At 71.5% G+C, this 16,916-nt stretch carries 16 protein-coding genes; 10 read left to right on the top strand and 6 right to left on the bottom strand.

All coding sequences use genetic code 11. The features are described from left to right. Positions 1 to 47 precede the first annotated feature (47 nt). Together KVT44_RS19515 and KVT44_RS19510 are read right to left on the bottom strand one after the other, a co-directional pair. Positions 48 to 722: a DedA family protein gene (locus KVT44_RS19515; protein ID WP_190168490.1), complete on the bottom strand. Its 675-nt coding sequence runs from the start codon at positions 720 to 722 to the stop codon at positions 48 to 50. A gap of 14 nt (positions 723 to 736) precedes the next feature. Then, complete coding sequence (locus KVT44_RS19510; RefSeq protein ID WP_095851660.1) at positions 737 to 1,510, bottom strand: MBL fold metallo-hydrolase; 774 nt, start codon at positions 1,508 to 1,510, stop codon at positions 737 to 739. Between the two features lie 85 nt (positions 1,511 to 1,595). Here KVT44_RS19510 and KVT44_RS19505 point away from each other — a divergent pair, with 85 nt between their 5' ends. From KVT44_RS19505 to dnaK, 6 genes are all read left to right on the top strand, one after another. Continuing rightward, the gene (locus KVT44_RS19505; RefSeq protein ID WP_054236669.1) at positions 1,596 to 2,030 is read left to right on the top strand and encodes a hypothetical protein; all 435 of its coding nucleotides are present in this window, start codon (positions 1,596 to 1,598) and stop codon (positions 2,028 to 2,030) included. Positions 2,031 to 2,117: 87 nt separating this feature from the next. Next, positions 2,118 to 4,202 (top strand): phage holin family protein, encoded by a 2,085-nt coding sequence (locus KVT44_RS19500; protein ID WP_217567937.1) that lies wholly within the window; start codon positions 2,118 to 2,120, stop codon positions 4,200 to 4,202. A gap of 176 nt (positions 4,203 to 4,378) precedes the next feature. After that, positions 4,379 to 5,440 carry an ATP-binding protein gene (locus tag KVT44_RS19495; protein WP_075029780.1) on the top strand — a complete coding sequence of 354 codons (1,062 nt, stop codon included), beginning with the start codon at positions 4,379 to 4,381 and terminating at the stop codon, positions 5,438 to 5,440. After that, positions 5,437 to 7,248 carry a hypothetical protein gene (locus KVT44_RS19490; protein ID WP_180292801.1) on the top strand — a complete coding sequence of 604 codons (1,812 nt, stop codon included), beginning with the start codon at positions 5,437 to 5,439 and terminating at the stop codon, positions 7,246 to 7,248. Before KVT44_RS19495 ends, KVT44_RS19490 begins: the two co-directional genes overlap by 4 nt. Positions 7,249 to 7,356: 108 nt before the next feature. Further along, positions 7,357 to 7,782 carry an OsmC family protein gene (locus KVT44_RS19485; RefSeq protein ID WP_060901013.1) on the top strand — a complete coding sequence of 142 codons (426 nt, stop codon included), beginning with the start codon at positions 7,357 to 7,359 and terminating at the stop codon, positions 7,780 to 7,782. 130 nt (positions 7,783 to 7,912) lie between these two features. Then, positions 7,913 to 9,778: a molecular chaperone DnaK gene (dnaK, locus tag KVT44_RS19480; RefSeq protein ID WP_217567936.1), complete on the top strand. Its 1,866-nt coding sequence runs from the start codon at positions 7,913 to 7,915 to the stop codon at positions 9,776 to 9,778. Between the two features lie 76 nt (positions 9,779 to 9,854). On the opposite strand, the gene KVT44_RS19475 is transcribed toward dnaK, so the two are convergent. Together KVT44_RS19475 and KVT44_RS19470 are read right to left on the bottom strand one after the other, a co-directional pair. Beyond that, positions 9,855 to 10,721, bottom strand: a complete 867-nt coding sequence (locus tag KVT44_RS19475; protein WP_054236665.1) for a helix-turn-helix transcriptional regulator — start codon at positions 10,719 to 10,721, stop codon at positions 9,855 to 9,857. A gap of 55 nt (positions 10,722 to 10,776) precedes the next feature. Then, entirely contained in the window at positions 10,777 to 11,616 is an 840-nt protein-coding gene (locus KVT44_RS19470) for a helix-turn-helix domain-containing protein (RefSeq protein WP_217567935.1), read from the bottom strand. Between the two features lie 268 nt (positions 11,617 to 11,884). On the opposite strand from KVT44_RS19470, the gene KVT44_RS19465 reads away from it, so the two are divergent. Then, complete coding sequence (locus KVT44_RS19465) at positions 11,885 to 12,190, top strand: 4a-hydroxytetrahydrobiopterin dehydratase (RefSeq protein WP_099919776.1); 306 nt, start codon at positions 11,885 to 11,887, stop codon at positions 12,188 to 12,190. A gap of 5 nt (positions 12,191 to 12,195) precedes the next feature. Beyond that, positions 12,196 to 12,954, top strand: coding sequence for a class I SAM-dependent methyltransferase (locus KVT44_RS19460; protein ID WP_217567934.1), 759 nt, complete (start codon positions 12,196 to 12,198; stop codon positions 12,952 to 12,954). On the opposite strand, the gene KVT44_RS19455 is transcribed toward KVT44_RS19460, so the two are convergent. Both KVT44_RS19455 and KVT44_RS19450 read right to left on the bottom strand, forming a co-directional pair. After that, positions 12,923 to 13,393 carry a hypothetical protein gene (locus KVT44_RS19455; protein ID WP_217567933.1) on the bottom strand — a complete coding sequence of 157 codons (471 nt, stop codon included), beginning with the start codon at positions 13,391 to 13,393 and terminating at the stop codon, positions 12,923 to 12,925. The genes KVT44_RS19460 and KVT44_RS19455 overlap by 32 nt on opposite strands. Continuing rightward, on the bottom strand, positions 13,390 to 13,842 hold the full coding sequence (locus tag KVT44_RS19450; RefSeq protein WP_180293213.1) for a hypothetical protein: 453 nt from the start codon (positions 13,840 to 13,842) through the stop codon (positions 13,390 to 13,392). The genes KVT44_RS19455 and KVT44_RS19450 overlap by 4 nt, the downstream gene beginning before the upstream one ends. A 121-nt stretch (positions 13,843 to 13,963) precedes the next feature. On the opposite strand from KVT44_RS19450, the gene KVT44_RS19445 reads away from it, so the two are divergent. Further along, positions 13,964 to 14,908, top strand: a complete 945-nt coding sequence (locus tag KVT44_RS19445) for a YafY family protein (RefSeq protein ID WP_217567932.1) — start codon at positions 13,964 to 13,966, stop codon at positions 14,906 to 14,908. A gap of 149 nt (positions 14,909 to 15,057) precedes the next feature. Next, positions 15,058 to 16,881, top strand: coding sequence for a rhamnogalacturonan lyase (locus KVT44_RS19440; RefSeq protein ID WP_308314052.1), 1,824 nt, complete (start codon positions 15,058 to 15,060; stop codon positions 16,879 to 16,881). The last annotated feature ends 35 nt before the right edge of the window (positions 16,882 to 16,916 follow it).

Genomic DNA, 16,916 nt, shown 5'->3' with positions numbered 1-16,916 from the left:
CTGTGGTTGCTCGCGCAGTCCTCGCGCCCCTTACACGGGCGCTGCTTCTATCGCGGCGCGGTTCCGCGCACCCTCCGCCACACCCCCGGCGCCGCACTGATCGCCAGAGTCAGGACCACCGCCGCCACCACGCCCTCCCACGGCTCGTCGAAGAGGGAGCCGCCGAGGATGCCGATGACCTGGTAGGTGGCCGCCCAGGCGAGGCAGGCGGGGATGTCGCCGCGGGCGAAGGTGCGCAGGGGCATCTTCGCCAGCAGGCAGGCGAGCATCACCGGTATGCGGCCCGCCGGGACGAGGCGGGACAGGACGAGGACGGCGACGCCGTGGTCGTCCAGTTTTTCCTGGGCCTGGGTGAGGCGGTCCTCCGGGGCGCGCACCCGGATCGCCTCCAGCCAGCGCGAGCCGTTCTTGGATCCCATGCCGCGCCGGCCGAGCCAGTAGAGCGCCACGTCACCGAGGAACGCCGCGAGCGAGCCCACCGCGAAGACCAGCAGCAGGGCGAACGGCGCCGTCTCGTGAAAGGCCACCACGGCCGCCGAACTGACCAGCGCACCCGTCGGCACCACCGGGACCAGCGCGCCGATCAGCACCAGCACGAACAGCGACGGATAGCCGATCGCCTGCTGCGTGCTCTCCGGTGACACGGCCGCGCCCGTGGCGGACAGGAACAGGGCGGGGGCGGTGCTCTTGGCGGACAGGAATATCGCGGGGGCCGCGCCCATGGCGGTCAGAGGCGTCACCGCGCGACCTCCGGGCGCACGCTCTCGCCGTGTTCGAGCCGGTGCACCGCCACCTGGGGCGCACGCTCCCCAGCCAGGCGCACGAACTCATCACCCGGCGCATGGAATTCATGGGGGCGCACGCTGTCCATGCCGATGGGCCAGTACGTGCCGTAGTGCACCGGCACCGCGCTCCTCGGCATCAGCCGGGCCAGCGCCTCGGCGGCCCGCCCCGCGTCCAGGTGTCCCTCCCCGAGGAACGGGCCCCACCCGCCGACCGGCAGCAGCGCCACGTCGACCGGTCCGACCTCCTCGGCCATCGACTCGAACAGCCCGGTGTCCCCGGCGAAATACGTCCGGGCCTCGCCCTCCACCACGAAGCCCAGCGCGGGGGAGCGGTGCGGTCCGACCGGCAGTCGCCGCCCGTCGTGCCGCGCCGACACCGTACGTACGACCAGGTCACCGACCTCGGTCAGGTCCCCGGGCGCCACCTCGACGAACCGCAGATGGTCCAGCCTGCGCAGCGCCGGCACCACGCGCGGCGCGCCCTTCGGCACCAGCACCAGGGTGCCCGGCGCGAGCCGCTGCAACGAGGGCAGATGGAGATGGTCGGCGTGCAGATGCGAGACCAGCGCCACATCCGCGACCGCCGCCTCGGGAGGGGGCGGCGCCCCGCGCCTGCGCCGCAGGTGCGCGAGCCGGCGCGCGAAGAGCGGATCGGTGAGGACGCGTGTGCCGGAGTCCTCCAGCGTGCAAGTGGCGTGCCCCCACCAGGTGATCTCCACCGGCACTTCTTTGCCTCCTCCGTGCGACTCCCCCCGAGCCTACGTGCAGGAGTAGGGTCGGCCGCGAAACCCGGAGGTGAGGGGGGACGCCATGGGACACGCGCGCAGCGCCTCCGCAGTGCCGACCTTGGTCCGCGTCACGGCCATCGCGAGCCTGACGCCCCTGGAGGAGCTCGACGCGGATCCCTTCCTCGTGGACTCCCGCAGCCAGTACGCGATGTGCGCCCGCTGGGCCGCCGAGCGCGGTTACGTCGTCACCCGCGAACTCCTCGTCCGCGGTCTGCGCCCCGACCACCGCACCCTGTGGGCGGACGTCGAGGCGGGCCTCGTGGACCTGTTCGTCGCGCCGAGTCACCGCGTCCTGGAGCGCGCCCTCGCCTCCGTGGACGAGTTCACCGCCGAGTGCGCCCGCCGCGGCGTACGGATCGAGACGGTCGGGTGCGCGGAACCGTCGTACGACGCCCAGATGAAGGCCCGGGTCCACCGCCGCCTGTCGATGCCGACCGCGGGCTACGACGGCCGCTGAGGGGGACACCGGGGGCCGCTCGACCGTTGTGACAGGGTGGGAGCGGCCTCGCACACCGGGCGGGCCGGGACGTGAGGTGGACAGGGCGTGGGCGGAAGGCGTTGGCGGCGACTTCTCAGCGGAGTGTGGCGGAGCATCGCGGTGTGGGCCGTGTCCACGGTCACCATGCTCGTCCTCGCCGGTGTGCTGCCCGACTTCCAGCTGGAGTCCAGCAACGGCGACAGCGCCACGCGGATCGCCGTCACCGCCGGGGTCGGCGCGGCCGTCTTCGGTCTGCTCTCCTCGCTCGTGTGGCCCCTGCTCGTACGGGCACTGCTCCTGGTGCCCGCCCTCGTGCTCGGTCTGCTCGTCTTCTTCCTGAACGGCTCCTTGCTGCTGATAGCCCTGCGCATCAACCCCTCCGGGCAGGGCGAGGCCGCGCCCGAGACCGCCGTGGTCGTCGCCGCCGTGATGTCCGCGGTCGCCTCGGCCACCGGGGGTGCCCTCGCCGTCCGTGACGACGACGCCTACCGGCGCAGGCTCTACCGGCTCGCCGACCGGCGCCGCAGGCGCGGCGACGGGCAGGCCTGGCCCTCGACCCCCGGTGCCGTCTTCCTCCAGCTCGACGGCGTCGGCCACGACGTGCTGCAGGAGGCGGTCGGCAAGGGGCTGATGCCCACCGTCGCGCAGTGGCTCGACGGCTCCGGGGAGGGCGGCTGCCCCACCCACCGCCTCACCCCGTGGCGCACCGACTGGTCCAGCCAGACCGGCGCCAGCCAGCTCGGCATCCTGCACGGCAGCAATCACGACGTGCCGGCCTTCCGCTGGTACGAGAAGGACACCCACGAGGTCATGGTGTGCAACCGGCCCTCCAGCGCCGCCGAACTCCAGCGCCGGGCCATCGAGTACACCGGCGACGGAGGCCTGCTCACCGTCGACGGCGCCAGCCGCGGCAACCTCTTCAGCGGCGGCGCCGACCAGCTGGCTCTGGTGCTGTCCATGGCCGCGCGAAGGGGCCGGGAGAACCGTTCCCGCTCCGGCTACTTCGCCTACTTCAGCGACCCCGCCAACGCCGTCCGTACGGCCATGTCCTTCGTCGCCGAGGTGCTGCGCGAGATGGGCCAGTCCACGGGGGCCCGGATGAAGAAGCGGCGGCCCCGGGTCAAGCGCGGCGGGCTGTACCCCTTCGTGCGCGCCTTCGCGACCGTCGTCGAGCGGGACGTCGTCGTCGCCGCGGTGATCGGCGACATGCTCGCCGGGCGCAACGCGGTCTACGCGGACCTGGTGGCGTACGACGAGGTGGCCCACCACTCAGGGCCGCGCAGCCGGGACGCCGACAAGGTCCTGGAGCGCCTCGACCGGTCCCTCGCCCTGGTGGCCAAGGTCGCCGAACACGCCCCGCGGCCCTACCGGATAGTGGTGCTGTCGGACCACGGCCAGAGCCCCGGCGAGACCTTCCTGACCCGCTACGGCCTCAGCCTCGGCAACCTGGTCCGGGCCGGCTGCGGCCTGCCCGTGCCGCGCAAGGCGCAGCGCACCCACAGCGGCACCGAGGCGCGGGCGGCGGTGCGGGCCGCGCTGCGCAGACCGGTCGAGGAGCGCGGCGAGCGTCACCGTCCCTCGCGCCGCTCCGAGCCCATCGTGCTGGCCTCCGGCAACCTCGGCCTGGTCTCCTTCCCCGACGTGCCGCACCGGATGAGCCGGGAGGAGATCGACCGCCGCCACCCCGCGCTGCTGTCCACCCTCGCCAACCACCCCGGCGTCGGCTTCGTGCTGGTCCGCAGCGAGGAGCACGGCGGTCTCGTGCTGGGCGCGAACGGCGCGGAGGCGCCGGTCGACAGGCTCGACGACGCGCGCCCGGGTCCGCTCGCCGACTTCGGCCCCGGCGCCGCCGACGCCGTACGACGTACGCACTCCTTCCCGCACGTCGCCGACATCATGGTCAACTCCTCGTACGACCCGAAGGAGGGCGAGGTCCTCGCCTTCGAGGAGCAGATCGGCTCGCACGGCGGACTCGGCGGGGCCCAGGCACGCCCCTTCCTGCTGTCACCGGTGGCCCTGTCCGTGCCGGTCGAGGACGACGCGGATCTCGTGGGCGCGGAGCAGGTGCACCGCGTACTGCGGCGCTGGCTGCGCGAGTGCGACGGCCCCCAGGTGCCGCTGGCGGCGCCCGCGGACGAGCGCGCCGCCTGAGCCACGGCCAGGGGGCGGGGCCGGGGCGGCGGAAAACGGGCTGCGGTCGGTGGCGGCGGACGGGCCCCGGTCGGTGGCGGCGGAAAATGGGCTGCGGTCGGCGAGCCCCGCGCACACACTGTTCGCATGGAGCACCGCGCACCCGCGGGGCACTTCCCGACCCCCGAGGATGCTGCGTGCAGGCAGTAGTGACCGTCACCCCCGCCCGTATACCGGAACTGCTGCTCGGTCTCGCGACCGTGCGGCCGGTCTTCCTCTGGGGCGCCCCCGGCATCGGAAAGTCCTCCCTGGTGAGGGAGTTCGCCGAGTCGCTGGGACTGGAGTGCGTCAGCCTGCTCGGCACCCAGCTCGCGCCCGAGGACCTGATCGGCGTCCCGCAGATCCGCGACGGGCGCTCGGTGTTCTGCCCGCCGGAGGCGATCGCCCGGGACGAGCCGTACTGCCTCTTCCTGGACGAGCTGAACGCGGCGACGCCGGATGTGCAGAAGGCGTTCTACTCGCTGATCCTGGACCGCCGCATCGGCAACTACGAGCTGCCCAAGGGCTCGATCGTGATCGGCGCGGGCAACCGCGCCACCGACAACGCGCTGGCCCGCCCGATCGCCTCCGCGCTGATCAACCGCCTCACGCACGTGCACCTGGAGGCCTCCTCCAAGGACTGGCTCGGCTGGGCCGCAGGCAACGGCATTCACCCCTGGGTCGTGGACCACCTCACCGACCGGCCCGACCACCTGTGGTCCAAGCCGCCGAAGACCGAGGAGCCGTTCTCCACGCCCCGCTCCTGGCACATGCTCTCCGACGCGCTGCACTCCTTCGGACCGGCCCTCGACGAGCCGACCCTGAAGGTGATCGCGCACGGCACGCTGACGCCCGCGCACGCGGTCGCCTTCTGCGGCTATGTGAAGATCGTGCGCAGCCAGTTCGGCATCGAGGCGATCGTCAAGGGCGACGCCCGCTGGCCGCACCGCCCCGAGGACCGAGACCTGCTCTACTACCTCGCCGAGTCCTTCCGCGGCCGGCTCGTCAAGGAACTGCCCGCCAGCAAGGAGCACCTCTCGGCGAGCGGACAGCAGACCGCGTACCGCGCCAAGTCGCTGCTCGTGCAGCTCGCCGAGATCTCCGTGGAGGTCGCGCAGAGCGTCATCGCCCCGGACACCGACGGCAATCCTCTCCTGCCCGCCTGGTTCCTGGTCGAGGCGGCCCGCGACATGCCCCGGCTGGTCGAGGCGCGGCAGTGAGCCGTACCTCGACGAGCCGTAGTAAGGGACAGCCGAAGAAGGACCTGGCGGCGGAGGCCTTCGCGGAGGGGATGCGGCTGGTGCGGGCCAACCGGGCGCTCGCCGCCATCGGCTTCAGCACCTGCCGCCAGGAGGACTGCCCCGACTCGCCGCGCGACGGTCTCGTCCGCGTCGACTCCAACGGCGTACTGCACGTCCACCCCACCCGCCGCGCCGAACCCGTCGAGTGGGCCTGGGCGGTCGCGCACGCCGTCATCCACCTGGGCTTCGGCCATGTCCCGGCGGCGCCGAAGACGCGCGAGCAGCCCGACCGTCACGCCCTCGCCGCCCGCTGCGCGGTCGTCAACCGCTTCCTGCTCGGCTTCCCCATCGGCCTCACCCCCGAGGACCTGCCGCCCGCATACCCCGACGGCGACGAGGAGCAACTCGCCGCCCGCTGGCGGCGCGAGGGCACTCCGGCCCCGTACGAGCGCTGCGGTACGGCCGGCGGCGAGCCGGACCAGCTGCTGGTGCCGTGGGACACCTGGAAGGGCGGTCAGGCCCCGGACTGGCAGCTCGAGTTCGCGCACGCCCTGACCCGCACCGTGGCCACGGCGATGGACATGGCCGGCGGCCGCCGCGGCTCGATGCGCGGCGGGCCCACCCGGCTGCAGCCCTGGGAGCGGGCGCTGAGCTGGTTCATCTCCTCCTACCCGCTGCTCGGCGGCATCGCGGCCGGCATCACCCTGGTCGCCGACGCCGAGCTGGCCCGCGCCCACGACATCTCCGTCGCCGCCGTGAACGCGGAGGCGGGGGAGATCTACATCAACCCGCTGCGTCAACTGGAGGACGAGGAATGGCGGTTCGTCCTCGCCCACGAGATGCTGCACGCCGCCCTGCGGCACGGCGACCGCTGCGGCGCCCGCGACCCGTACCTCTTCAACATCGCGGCCGACTACGTCATCAACGGCTGGCTGTGCGAGATGCAGGTCGGCACGATGCCCGAAGGACTCCTGTACGACGCGGAGTTGAAGGACCTCTCGGCGGAGGAGGTGTACGACCGGATCGCGAAGGACCTGCGCCGGATGCGCCGGCTGTCCACGCTGCGCGGCAAGGGCGCGGGTGACATCCTCGGCGCCCCGCTCGGCTCCCCGCGCGACTACGTGGACCTGGACGAGCTTTACCGGCGAGGCCTGAGCCACGGCTTCGACCTGCACCAGCAGCTGGAGCGGGGCTATCTGCCGGGCGGTCTGGTCGAGGAGATCCGCGCGCTCGACCATCCGCCGCTGCCCTGGGACGCCCGCCTGGCCCGCTGGTTCGACGAGTTCGTGCCCCGTCCCGAGCCGGTACGGACGTACGCGCGCCCCTCGCGCCGTCAGGCGTCCACCCCCGACATCCCGCGCGCGGGACGGTACTTCCCGCCCGAGGAGATCGCCCGCTGCACCTTCGGCGTCGTCCTCGACACCTCCGGCTCCATGGACCGCACGCTGCTCGGCAAGGCGCTGGGCGCCATCGCCTCGTACGCCGAGGCCCGGGACGTACCGGCCGCGCGGGTGGTGTTCTGCGACGCGGCGCCGCACGACGCGGGCTATCTTCCGGTCACCGAGATCGCCGGTCGCGTACGGGTGCACGGGCGCGGCGGTACGGTGCTGCAGCCCGGCATCGATCTGCTGCACCGCGCGGACGACTTCCCGCCGGGCGCGCCGCTGCTGGTCATCACGGACGGCTGGTGCGACGTGCTGCGGGTGCGGCGCGAGCACGCGTATCTGATTCCGCAGGGCGCGCGGCTCCCGTTCACGGCGCGGGGACCCGTCTTCCGGGTGCGGTGAACCGTCTTCGCGGTCTCGGTGAGCCGTCATTCTGGGTGAGTCGCGCGCAGGTGTGATCGGATGGTGCGCACGGACCCCGAAAACGGGACCCCATCGAAGGGAATCATCGTGGCAACCACGCGCACCGCGCACACCGTGTGGGAAGGCAACCTGCTCGAGGGCAGCGGCGTCGTCACCTTCGACTCCTCCGGCATCGGCCAGCAGCCGGTGACGTGGGCGTCGCGGGCGCAGGACGCCAACGGCAAGACCAGCCCCGAGGAGCTGATCGCCGCCGCCCACTCCAGCTGCTTCTCCATGGCGCTGTCGCACGCCCTCGCGGGCGCGGGCACCCCGCCCACCAAGCTCGTCACCAACGCCGACGTCACCTTCCAGCCCGGCGAGGGCATCACCGGCATCCACCTGACCGTGGAGGGCACGGTGCCGGGCCTCGACAACGACGGCTTCGTCGCGGCGGCCGAGGACGCGAAGAAGAACTGCCCGGTCAGCGCGGCGCTGACCGGCACGACGATCACCCTGACGGCCAAGCTGGCCTGACGTCCGGGAGCAGTACGGCGCCGCGGTCCCCGCGCAGGGCCCGCGGCGCTGTCATGTCCGCCCCATTGACAAGAACGCACTCAAGTTTTGTGCTTGAAGGTGGGCAGCGCCCTGGCGGAAGGGGACGGACATGGCACGTGCGGTCGGGATCGACCTCGGTACGACGAACTCGGTGGTGGCCCTCCTGGAAGGCGGCGACCCCACCGTCGTGACCAACGCGGAGGGTGCGCGCACCACCCCCTCCGTGGTGGCCTTCGCCAAGAACAGCGAGGTGCTCGTCGGCGAGGTCGCCAAACGGCAGGCGGTGACGAACGTGGAGCGCACCGCGCGCTCGGTCAAGCGCCACATGGGCGACGCGAGCTGGCGCTTCCCGGAGAAGGGCTCCGTCGACGGCACCCGCTACCGCGCCCAGGAGCTGTCGGCGCGCGTCCTGCAGAAACTGAAGCGGGACGCGGAGGCCTACCTCGGCGAGGACGTCACGGACGCCGTGATCACCGTGCCCGCGTACTTCGACGACGCCCAGCGCCAGGCCACCAAGGAGGCGGGCGAGATCGCGGGCCTGAAGGTGCTGCGGATCATCAACGAGCCGACGGCCGCCGCCCTCGCCTACGGCCTCGACCGGGGCGAGGAGCAGACCGTCCTCGTCTTCGACCTGGGCGGCGGCACCTTCGACGTCTCGCTCCTGGAGATCGGCGACGGCGTCATCGAGGTCAAGGCGACCAACGGCGACACCCGGCTCGGCGGCGACGACTGGGACCAGCGGATCGTCGAACACCTCGCACAGCGCTTCAAGGCCTCGTACGGCATCGATCTCGGCCACGACAAGATGGCGCTGCAACGGCTGCGCGAGGGCGCCGAGAAGGCCAAGATCGAACTGTCCAGCTCCTCCGAGACCACCATCAACCTGCCCTACATCACCGCCACCGCCGACGGCCCCCTGCACCTCGAGGAGAAACTGACCCGCGCCCAGTTCCAGGAGCTGACCGCCGATCTGCTCGACCGCTGCAAGACCCCCTTCCACCAGGCGGTCAAGGACGCGGGCGTCAAGCTCGCCGCGATCGACCACGTCATCCTGGTCGGCGGCTCGACCCGGATGCCCGCCGTCACGGACCTGGTCAGGGAACTCGCCGGCAAGGACCCGCACAAGGGCGTCAACCCGGACGAGGTCGTGGCGCTCGGCGCGGCCCTCCAGGCGGGTGTCCTCCGGGGGGACGTGAAGGACGTCCTGCTCCTCGACGTCACCCCGCTGTCCCTCGGCATCGAGACCAAGGGCGGCATCATGACCAAGCTCATCGAGCGCAACACCACGATCCCGACCCGCCGTTCGGAGATCTTCACCACGGCCGTGGACAACCAGCCCTCGGTCGGTATCCAGGTCTACCAGGGCGAACGCGAGATCGCCGCGTACAACAAGAAGCTCGGCGTCTTCGACCTCACCGGGCTGCCGCCCGCGCCGCGCGGAGTCCCGCAGATCGAGGTCGCCTTCGACATCGACGCCAACGGGATCATGCACGTCTCCGCGAAGGACCTCGCCACCGGGCGCGAACAGAAGATGACCGTCACGGGTGGCTCCGCGCTCCCCAAGAACGACATCGACCGCATGATGCGCGAGGCCGAGCAGTACGCCGAGGAGGACCGCGCGCGCCGCGAGGCCGCCGAGACCCGCAACCAGGCCGAACAACTCGTCTACCAGACCGAGAAGTTCCTCCGCGACAACGAGGAGCGCATCCCCTCCGGGACGAAACCCGAGGTCGAGTCCGCCGTCGCCGACCTCAAGCGCCTCCTGGAGGACTCCGCCACCGACACCGCCGCCCTGCGCGGCGGCGTCGAGAATCTGGCCTCGGTGAGCCAGAAGATGGGCCAGGCCATGTACGCCCAGGCCCAGCAGACGCCCCGGGAGGAGCCGGCCGCCGAGCACACCACGGCGGCGGAGGAGGGTGTGGTGGACGCCGAGATCGTGGACGACGAGAGGGAGACGAGGGGCGGCGCGGCGTAAGGACCCTCGAGGTGAGGGGCTCGAGGAGAGCCCCTCCCTGGGAACTCCCCGCCAAGAGCCCCTCCCTGGGAACTTCTCAGTAGGAGTCCCGGATCTCCCGCAGGATCTCCTTGGTGCGGGGCACGGAGGCGGCGTGGGCGGACATGTGGTCCAGCACTTCCAGGTGCATGGCCACCTCGGCGCGCGAGTCGAGGTAGATGGCACCGGTCAGGTACTCGCTGTAGACCATGTCGGGCAGTTCCGGCTCCGCGAAGCGGAACAGCGCGAAGGAGGTGTACGTCCCCGGATGCGGGCCGCTCGCGTACTCGGCGACCTGGACGGAGATGTCGTCGCTCTCCATCTCCCGCAGCAGCCGGTCGATCTGGTCCCGCATGACCTCGCCACGGATGCTCACCGGACGCCGCAGCGCGGTCTCGTCCATGATCACCCAGAGGTGGGGCCGGTGCTCGCGCCCCAGCAGCAGCTGCTGCCGCGTCATGCGCAGCGTCACATGCCGCTCGATGGCCTCGGGGCCCGTCTGGCCCACCGTTCCCGCCTCCAGCACGGCGCGCGCGTACTCCTCGGTCTGCAGCAGCCCGGGCACGAAGTGCGGCTCGTACGAGCGGATCAGACGGGCGGCGCCCTCCAGGCTGACGTGCATGCTGAACCAGTCCGGCAGCACATCGTGGAACCGCTGCCACCAGCCCGGCTGGTTCGCCTCCTCGGCGAGCGCGACGAAGGCGGCCACCTCGTCGTCGGCCACGCCGTACGTCGTCAGCAGCACCTGGAGGTACGGGATCTTGAGGGCGACCTCGGCCATCTCCATCCGCCGCACCGTCGCCGGGGCGACACGCAGGACACGCGCGGCTTCTTCCCGCTTCAGCCCGGTGGCCTCCCGCAATTCCTGCAGCCGCCGCCCGAGCACCACTTGCCCCACGGTGGGCGCAGCCCGCCGCTCACTCACGCCACGCCCTCCCCAAGCGCCGAAGCCACCACTCAAACGGATCGGCGACGCTCCGTCAAGACACCAGTGACTGAAGGTATTTGACCGTCGCCGGATCCGCGGGCAGAAACGTCTCGATGGCCAGCTCGGCGACGGTCACGTCCATCGGGGTGTTGAAAGTGGAGATGGAGGAGATGAAGGACAGCACGCGCCCGCCGTGCTCGATCTGCAGGGGGAGCGCGAAATAGGGAACGGGCTCGACGCCACCATCCAGTTCCCCTGCCTGTTCCTGCTCCGGTACCGGGTAGGCCGCCACCTCCTCGTGGAGCGCACGCAGTGGCTCGGAGCGGTCCAGGGCGATCTGCCGTTCCATCTGCGCGAGCAGGTGGTCGCGCCACTCGCGGTGGTTGCGGATCCGCGGCGCCAGGCCCTCCGGGTGGAGGGTCAGCCGCATCGCGTTCAGCGGCGGTGTGAGCAGCGACTCGGAGACGCCCTCCAGGAGCATGGTGATGCCACGGTTGGCGGCGAGCACGGTGTAGGTGGCGTCGACCACCAGCGCCGGGTAGGGCTCGTAGCCCTGGATCAGCCGCTCCATGCCCTGGCGCAGGGCGTCCATCGAGGGGTCGTCGAGGGGGGTCTCCGGGTAGTGGGGCGCGTAGCCGGCGGCCAGCAGCAGCGCGTTGCGTTCCCGTACGGGGACGTCGAGGTGTTCGGCCAGCCGCAGCACCATCTCCTCGCTCGGGCGGGAGCGGCCGGTCTCGATGAAGCTGATGTGGCGGGCCGAGGAGTCGGCCCGCAGCGCCAGTTCCAGCTGGCTGACCCGGCGCTGCTCCCGCCAGCCCCGCAGCAGCGGGCCGACGCCTTTGCCGGCAGGGGTGGTTGAGGGCCTGGTCGGACCAGCGGCGACGATGGACATACGCCGACCGTAACCGAGGAAGGCCATGGGTGGAGCATGGGCCTTGCCCTCGAACGCCGGCCGGCCGGGGCTTTTGGGGGCGCGGGGAACTGCGCGACCAGCCCCCACCCACCCGCAGTCGAAGCACACACCCGGGGGTCTGGGGGCGGAGCCCCCAGGGATGGGGCCGGAGCGCCGGAGAGCCCTGGTCGAGGGACTGTGGCAGGCTGAGAAAAGGCCCCCACCGCACCCCACCGCATCCCCACCGCACGAAGAACGGAGCGAGATCATGCCCGTCGAACCCCTGTCGCAGAAGGAGATCGAGGATCAGCTCGCGGAGCTGCCCGGCTGGTCGCTGGACGGCGACCACCTCGCCCGCTCCTACCGCCTCCCCTCCCACTTCGCCGCGACCGCGATGGTCGTACACATCGCCCAGGTACAGGAGGAGCTCGACCACCACTCCGACCTCACCCTCGGCTACAACACGATCTCCCTCACCGTGAACACCCACAGCGTCGGCGGCGCCGTCACCGAGCTCGACCTCAAGCTCGCCCGCAGGGTGGAGGCACTCGCTCCGGGACATGGCGCACACTGATCCGCATGCTGGACTACGACAAGGAAGCCGACGCATACGACGCCAGCAGGGGCGGTGAGCCCAGAGCGGCCGCTGCCGCGGACGCCGTACTCGGCCTCGTCCCCGACGACGTACAGGCCCTGCTCGACGTCGCCTGCGGCACCGGAATCGTCACGCGCCGCCTCGCCGCCGCCCGGCCGACGCTCCGCGTGACGGGCGCGGACGCCGCGCAGGGCATGGCCCGGATGGCGGCGGCACGGCTCCCGGGCGCGGTGGTCCGCGCCGACAGCCGCCGACTGCCCTTCCCCGACGCCTCGTTCGACGCCGTCACCAGCGTCTGGCTGCTCCATCTGGTCGACGGCGCCGAGGACGTCCGCGCCATCGTCGCCGAGTGCGCGCGGGTCCTGCGCCCGGGCGGGGTGTACGTCACCACCGTCGACAAGGCCGCCGCGCACGACGTGGGCAGCGACATCGACGCCGTACTCGCCTCCCGCCCGCGCCGCCCCGCCCAGGACCGCACCGAGGACGTCGAGGCGTACGCCGTCGAGCACGGCCTCACCCCGACCGGTCGGGCCCGTTTCCGGGGCCACGGCCAGGGCCGCAGCCCGCGCAGCACGGTGGCGGACCTGCGCCGCGGCTGGTTCACCCGGATCGCCCCGGACGACCCGCTGACCGAGCGTTTCGTCACGTTGCTCGAAGCGCTGCCCGATCAGGAAGTCCCGCGCCCCGACCCGCAGTTCGCTCTCCGCGCGTTCAGGAAGATCCCCGCCGCGCGAACTCCATGACCCAGTTGGTCACCCACGTCATCTCCCTGTCCACGGAGAAGGCCTGCTCCCAGCGGGCCGTGGTCGGGGAGATCCCCGACCACACGAACCGCACCCGCACGTCCTTCCCGTCGTGCGTGTCGTCGCCGTGGAACGCACCCCGCCCGTCGGACCCGAACCGCCCCACCACCGGCGGAAACAGCTTCCCGCTGCGGCTCGACGACCAGTTCAGCGACCACACCCGCGCCGCCGGGTCGAAGAGCCGCAGGGTGAGCCCCTGCCAACCCTCACCGGGCACCGTCATCTCGTCGATGTTCGCGGCGCCGTCGAACAGGCTCCAGCAGCGGTTCGTGGCCCCGAACTCCTCCCAGCCGCTGTCGGGATCGAGGAAGTCGGTCAGACGCCGGTGGTGGACGTCCCACTCGCCGTGGAAGAAGTCGAAGTCGTGCGGGCTGCTCATGAGCGGTCTCCAGTCGTGCCCTCGGGGAGGGTGTCGGCGAGGTAGGCGTCGAGGTCGGGGGCGTCGGGCGCGAGCATGTGCCGTACCCAGGCATCGCGTTCGTGCAGGATCGGCGGCAGCTCCCAGACGCAGCCGATCCAGGGGAGGTCGGGTGTGATGAAGTGCGTGGGGTCCCGGTCCGGGCAGCCCAGAACCGGCTGGCCCGCCGACGCGCCGCGGAAGTGCAGGACGTTGTCCCACACCCAGCTGTACGCGTTGAGGTAGGCGCCGTCGTCTCCGCCCCGGTGCAGTACGACAAAGGTCGCGGGCGGTGTGCCGTCGGGCTCCGGCAGCAGTTTCGGCAGCATCGCGTACGCCGCCGCCTCGACGTCGGGTGCGATACCGGCCGGGTCCGCGGTGACGTGGTAGCGCTTGATCCGTCGCCCCGCCACCTCGATGGGCGGCGGCACGGTCAGCAGTTTCTCCCTGAAGTTCCGGGAGCGTGGGTCGTTCGGTTCGTTCGAGGAGTTCGGAAAGGTCGTCGAGGCCATGACGCGCACGCTAGGCCGACTTCACTGACACCATATGTCAGTGAAGTCCAGCCGACTCGTCTCGATCCTCCTGCTGCTCCAGACCCGCGGCCGGATGACCGCCGCCGACCTCGCCGAGGAACTCGACGTCTCGGTGCGCACGGTCTACCGGGACGTCGAGGCACTGAGCGCGGCGGGCGTCCCGCTGTACGGCGACGCGGGGCACGCCGGCGGCTACCGCCTCCTCGACGGCTACCGCACCCGTCTCACCGGCCTCACGGAGGGGGAGGCCGAGGCCCTCTTCCTCGCCGGCGTCCCCGGCCCCGCCGCCGAGCTGGGCCTCGGTCCGGTCCTGGCCGCCGCTCAGCTGAAGGTGCGCGCCGCCCTCCCGCGCGAGCTGCGCACGCACGCCGACCGGATCAGCGGCCGCTTCCACCTGGACGCCCCCGGCTGGTACGCGGACGCCGACGACACCCCGTACCTCCCCGCCGTCGCCGACGCCGTCTGGAACGCGCGGGTGGTGCACGTCCTGTACCGCCGCTGGCGCGAGCCCACGGATGTGCGGCGCCGCCTGGAACCGTACGGCCTGGTCCTGAAGGCGGGCCGCTGGTACGTCGTCGCGGGCCCCGGTCCGCGCACGTTCCGCGTCGACCAGATTCTCGAACTCACCTCGACAGTGGAGGAGTTCAGCCGCCCGGAGACGTTCGACCTGGCCGCGTACTGGACGGCGTACCAACAGGAGTTCCACGACCGGCTGCACCGCGCCGAGGCCGTGATCCGGATCGCGCCGGGAGCCGTTCTCACCGGCCCGGCGGCCCGTGCCGCCGAGGTCAACGGCCGTACAGATACGGATGGTTGGACCCGCGCCACCGTCCCCATCGAGTCCATCGACCAGGCCCACGACGCATTCCTCGGACTGGGCGCGGCGATCGAGGTGGTGGAGCCCGCCGAACTGAGGGAGCGCATCGCGCGCACGGTGGCGGCACTGGCCCGCCTGTACGCGTAGAAGGCACGTGCACGCAGGTGTCCAAAGGCGGCAACTCCTCTGCCCACCACGGCAACTGAGGGGACAGAAGCAGTCTGTCCTCCCAGGAGGTAACCATCGTGCAGCACCCGCACAGGCAGCACCGCAGACGCGTCATCGGTTCGGCCCTGGTGGCCACGGTCGCCCTGATCGCCGCCGGGCTCACCGCCCTCGGCACCGGAACGGCCCATGCGGCCACGGCCCGACAGGTGGAGTCCCTCGACCGGGGCGTCGTCAGTGTCCACACCGACAGCGGCAACCTGGTCAGCTGGCGCTGGCTCGGCACCGACCCGAACGACGTGTCGTTCAACGTCTACCGCGCCGGTACGTTGGTCAACTCGTCGCCGATCACCGGCTCCACCAACTACTTCCATTCGGGTGCGCCCGCCCAGGCCGACTACACGGTGCGCGCGGTCGTGAACGGCGTCGAGCAGGCCGACTCCGTCCACGCCGTCCAGTTCCGCACCGGATACAAGGACGTGCCCATCACCCCGCCCGCGGGCGGCACCACTCCCGACGGAGTCGCCTACACCTACGAGGCCAACGACGCCTCCGTCGCGGATCTCGACGGCGACGGCCAACTCGACTTCGTCCTCAAGTGGCAGCCCACCAACGCCAAGGACAACTCCCAGTCCGGCTACACCGGCAACACCGTCATCGACGGCATCAAGCTCGACGGCACCCGCCTGTGGCGCATCGACCTGGGCAGGAACATCCGCTCGGGCGCGCACTACACACAGTTCCAGGTGTACGACTACGACGGCGACGGCAAGGCCGAGGTCGCCATGAAGACGGCGGACGGGACGACGGACGGCCGGGGCACGGTGATCGGCAGTTCCTCCGCCGACTACCGGAACTCCAGCGGATACGTGCTGTCCGGGCCCGAGTACCTGACCATGTTCAACGGGCAGACGGGCGCCGCCATGGGCACCGTCGACTACGTCCCGGCGCGCGGCACGGTCTCCTCCTGGGGCGACTCGTACGGCAACCGCGTCGACCGATTCCTCGCGGGAACGGCCTACTTGGACGGCTCCCGGCCCTCCCTCGTCATGGCGCGTGGCTACTACACCCGTACCGTCATCGCCGCCTGGGACTGGCGGGGCGGCGCGTTCACCCGGCGCTGGACCTTCGACACCAACTCCTCGACCAACAGCGGCAAGGGCTACGACGGCCAGGGCAACCACCAGTTGTCGGTCGCGGACGTCGACGGGGACGGCAAGGACGAGATTGTGTACGGCTCGATGGCCGTGGACGACAACGGCAACGGCCTGTGGACCACCAAGAACGGACACGGGGACGCCCTGCACGTCGGCGACCTCGACCCTTCCCGCCCCGGCCTGGAGGAGTTCAAGGTCGATGAGGACTCCTCGAAACCGGCGTCCTGGATGGCGGACGCCAGGACGGGCGCGATCCTCTGGTCCACGGCGGCCAACGGCGACAACGGCCGAGGCGTCTCCGGTGACATCTGGGCGGGCAGCGCGGGCGCCGAGTCCTGGTCCTCGCACGCCGACGGCGTCCGCAACCCGCAGGGCACGGTGGTGGCGACCCGCAAGCCGGGCAGCATCAACTTCCTGTCCTGGTGGGACGGCGACCCCGTCCGTGAACTCCTCGACGACACCCACATCGACAAGTACGGCACCTCGTCCGACACCCGCCTGCTGACCGGTTCGGGCGTCCACTCCAACAACAGCACCAAGGCGACTCCGTCACTGTCCGGCGACATCCTCGGAGACTGGCGCGAGGAGGTCGTCTGGCCGACGACCGACAACACGGCCCTCAGGATCTACTCCACCCCCTACGAGACGACCACAAGGATCACCACCCTCCTCCACGACACCCAGTACCGCACGGCCCTGGCCTGGCAGAACACCGCCTACAACCAGCCCCCGCACCCGAGCTTCTTCATCGGCGACGGGATGACGACGGCACCCCGGCCGACGGTCTACACGCCGTAAGCAGTAGGGGCGCGTGCCGGGTGTGGCGCGCCCCT

The organism is Streptomyces sp. GbtcB7 (assembly GCF_019091445.1).
GTDB classification, from domain to species: Bacteria; Actinomycetota; Actinomycetes; order Streptomycetales; family Streptomycetaceae; genus Streptomyces; species Streptomyces mirabilis.
Note: the sequence above shows the minus strand (reverse complement) of the source record. Positions and strands in the feature narration are given on the sequence as shown.

Excerpts from the sequence above, each read along its gene's own strand:
- KVT44_RS19465 (WP_099919776.1), top strand. The coding sequence starts at position 11,885 with ATGCCCGTCGAACCCCTGTCGCAGAAGGAGATCGAGGATCAGCTCGCG.
- KVT44_RS19460 (WP_217567934.1), top strand. The coding sequence starts at position 12,196 with ATGCTGGACTACGACAAGGAAGCCGACGCATACGACGCCAGCAGGGGC.
- dnaK (WP_217567936.1), top strand. The coding sequence starts at position 7,913 with ATGGCACGTGCGGTCGGGATCGACCTCGGTACGACGAACTCGGTGGTG.
- KVT44_RS19505 (WP_054236669.1), top strand. The coding sequence starts at position 1,596 with ATGGGACACGCGCGCAGCGCCTCCGCAGTGCCGACCTTGGTCCGCGTC.
- KVT44_RS19515 (WP_190168490.1), bottom strand. The coding sequence starts at position 722 with ATGGGCGCGGCCCCCGCGATATTCCTGTCCGCCAAGAGCACCGCCCCC.
- KVT44_RS19455 (WP_217567933.1), bottom strand. The coding sequence starts at position 13,393 with ATGAGCAGCCCGCACGACTTCGACTTCTTCCACGGCGAGTGGGACGTC.
- KVT44_RS19470 (WP_217567935.1), bottom strand. The coding sequence starts at position 11,616 with ATGTCCATCGTCGCCGCTGGTCCGACCAGGCCCTCAACCACCCCTGCC.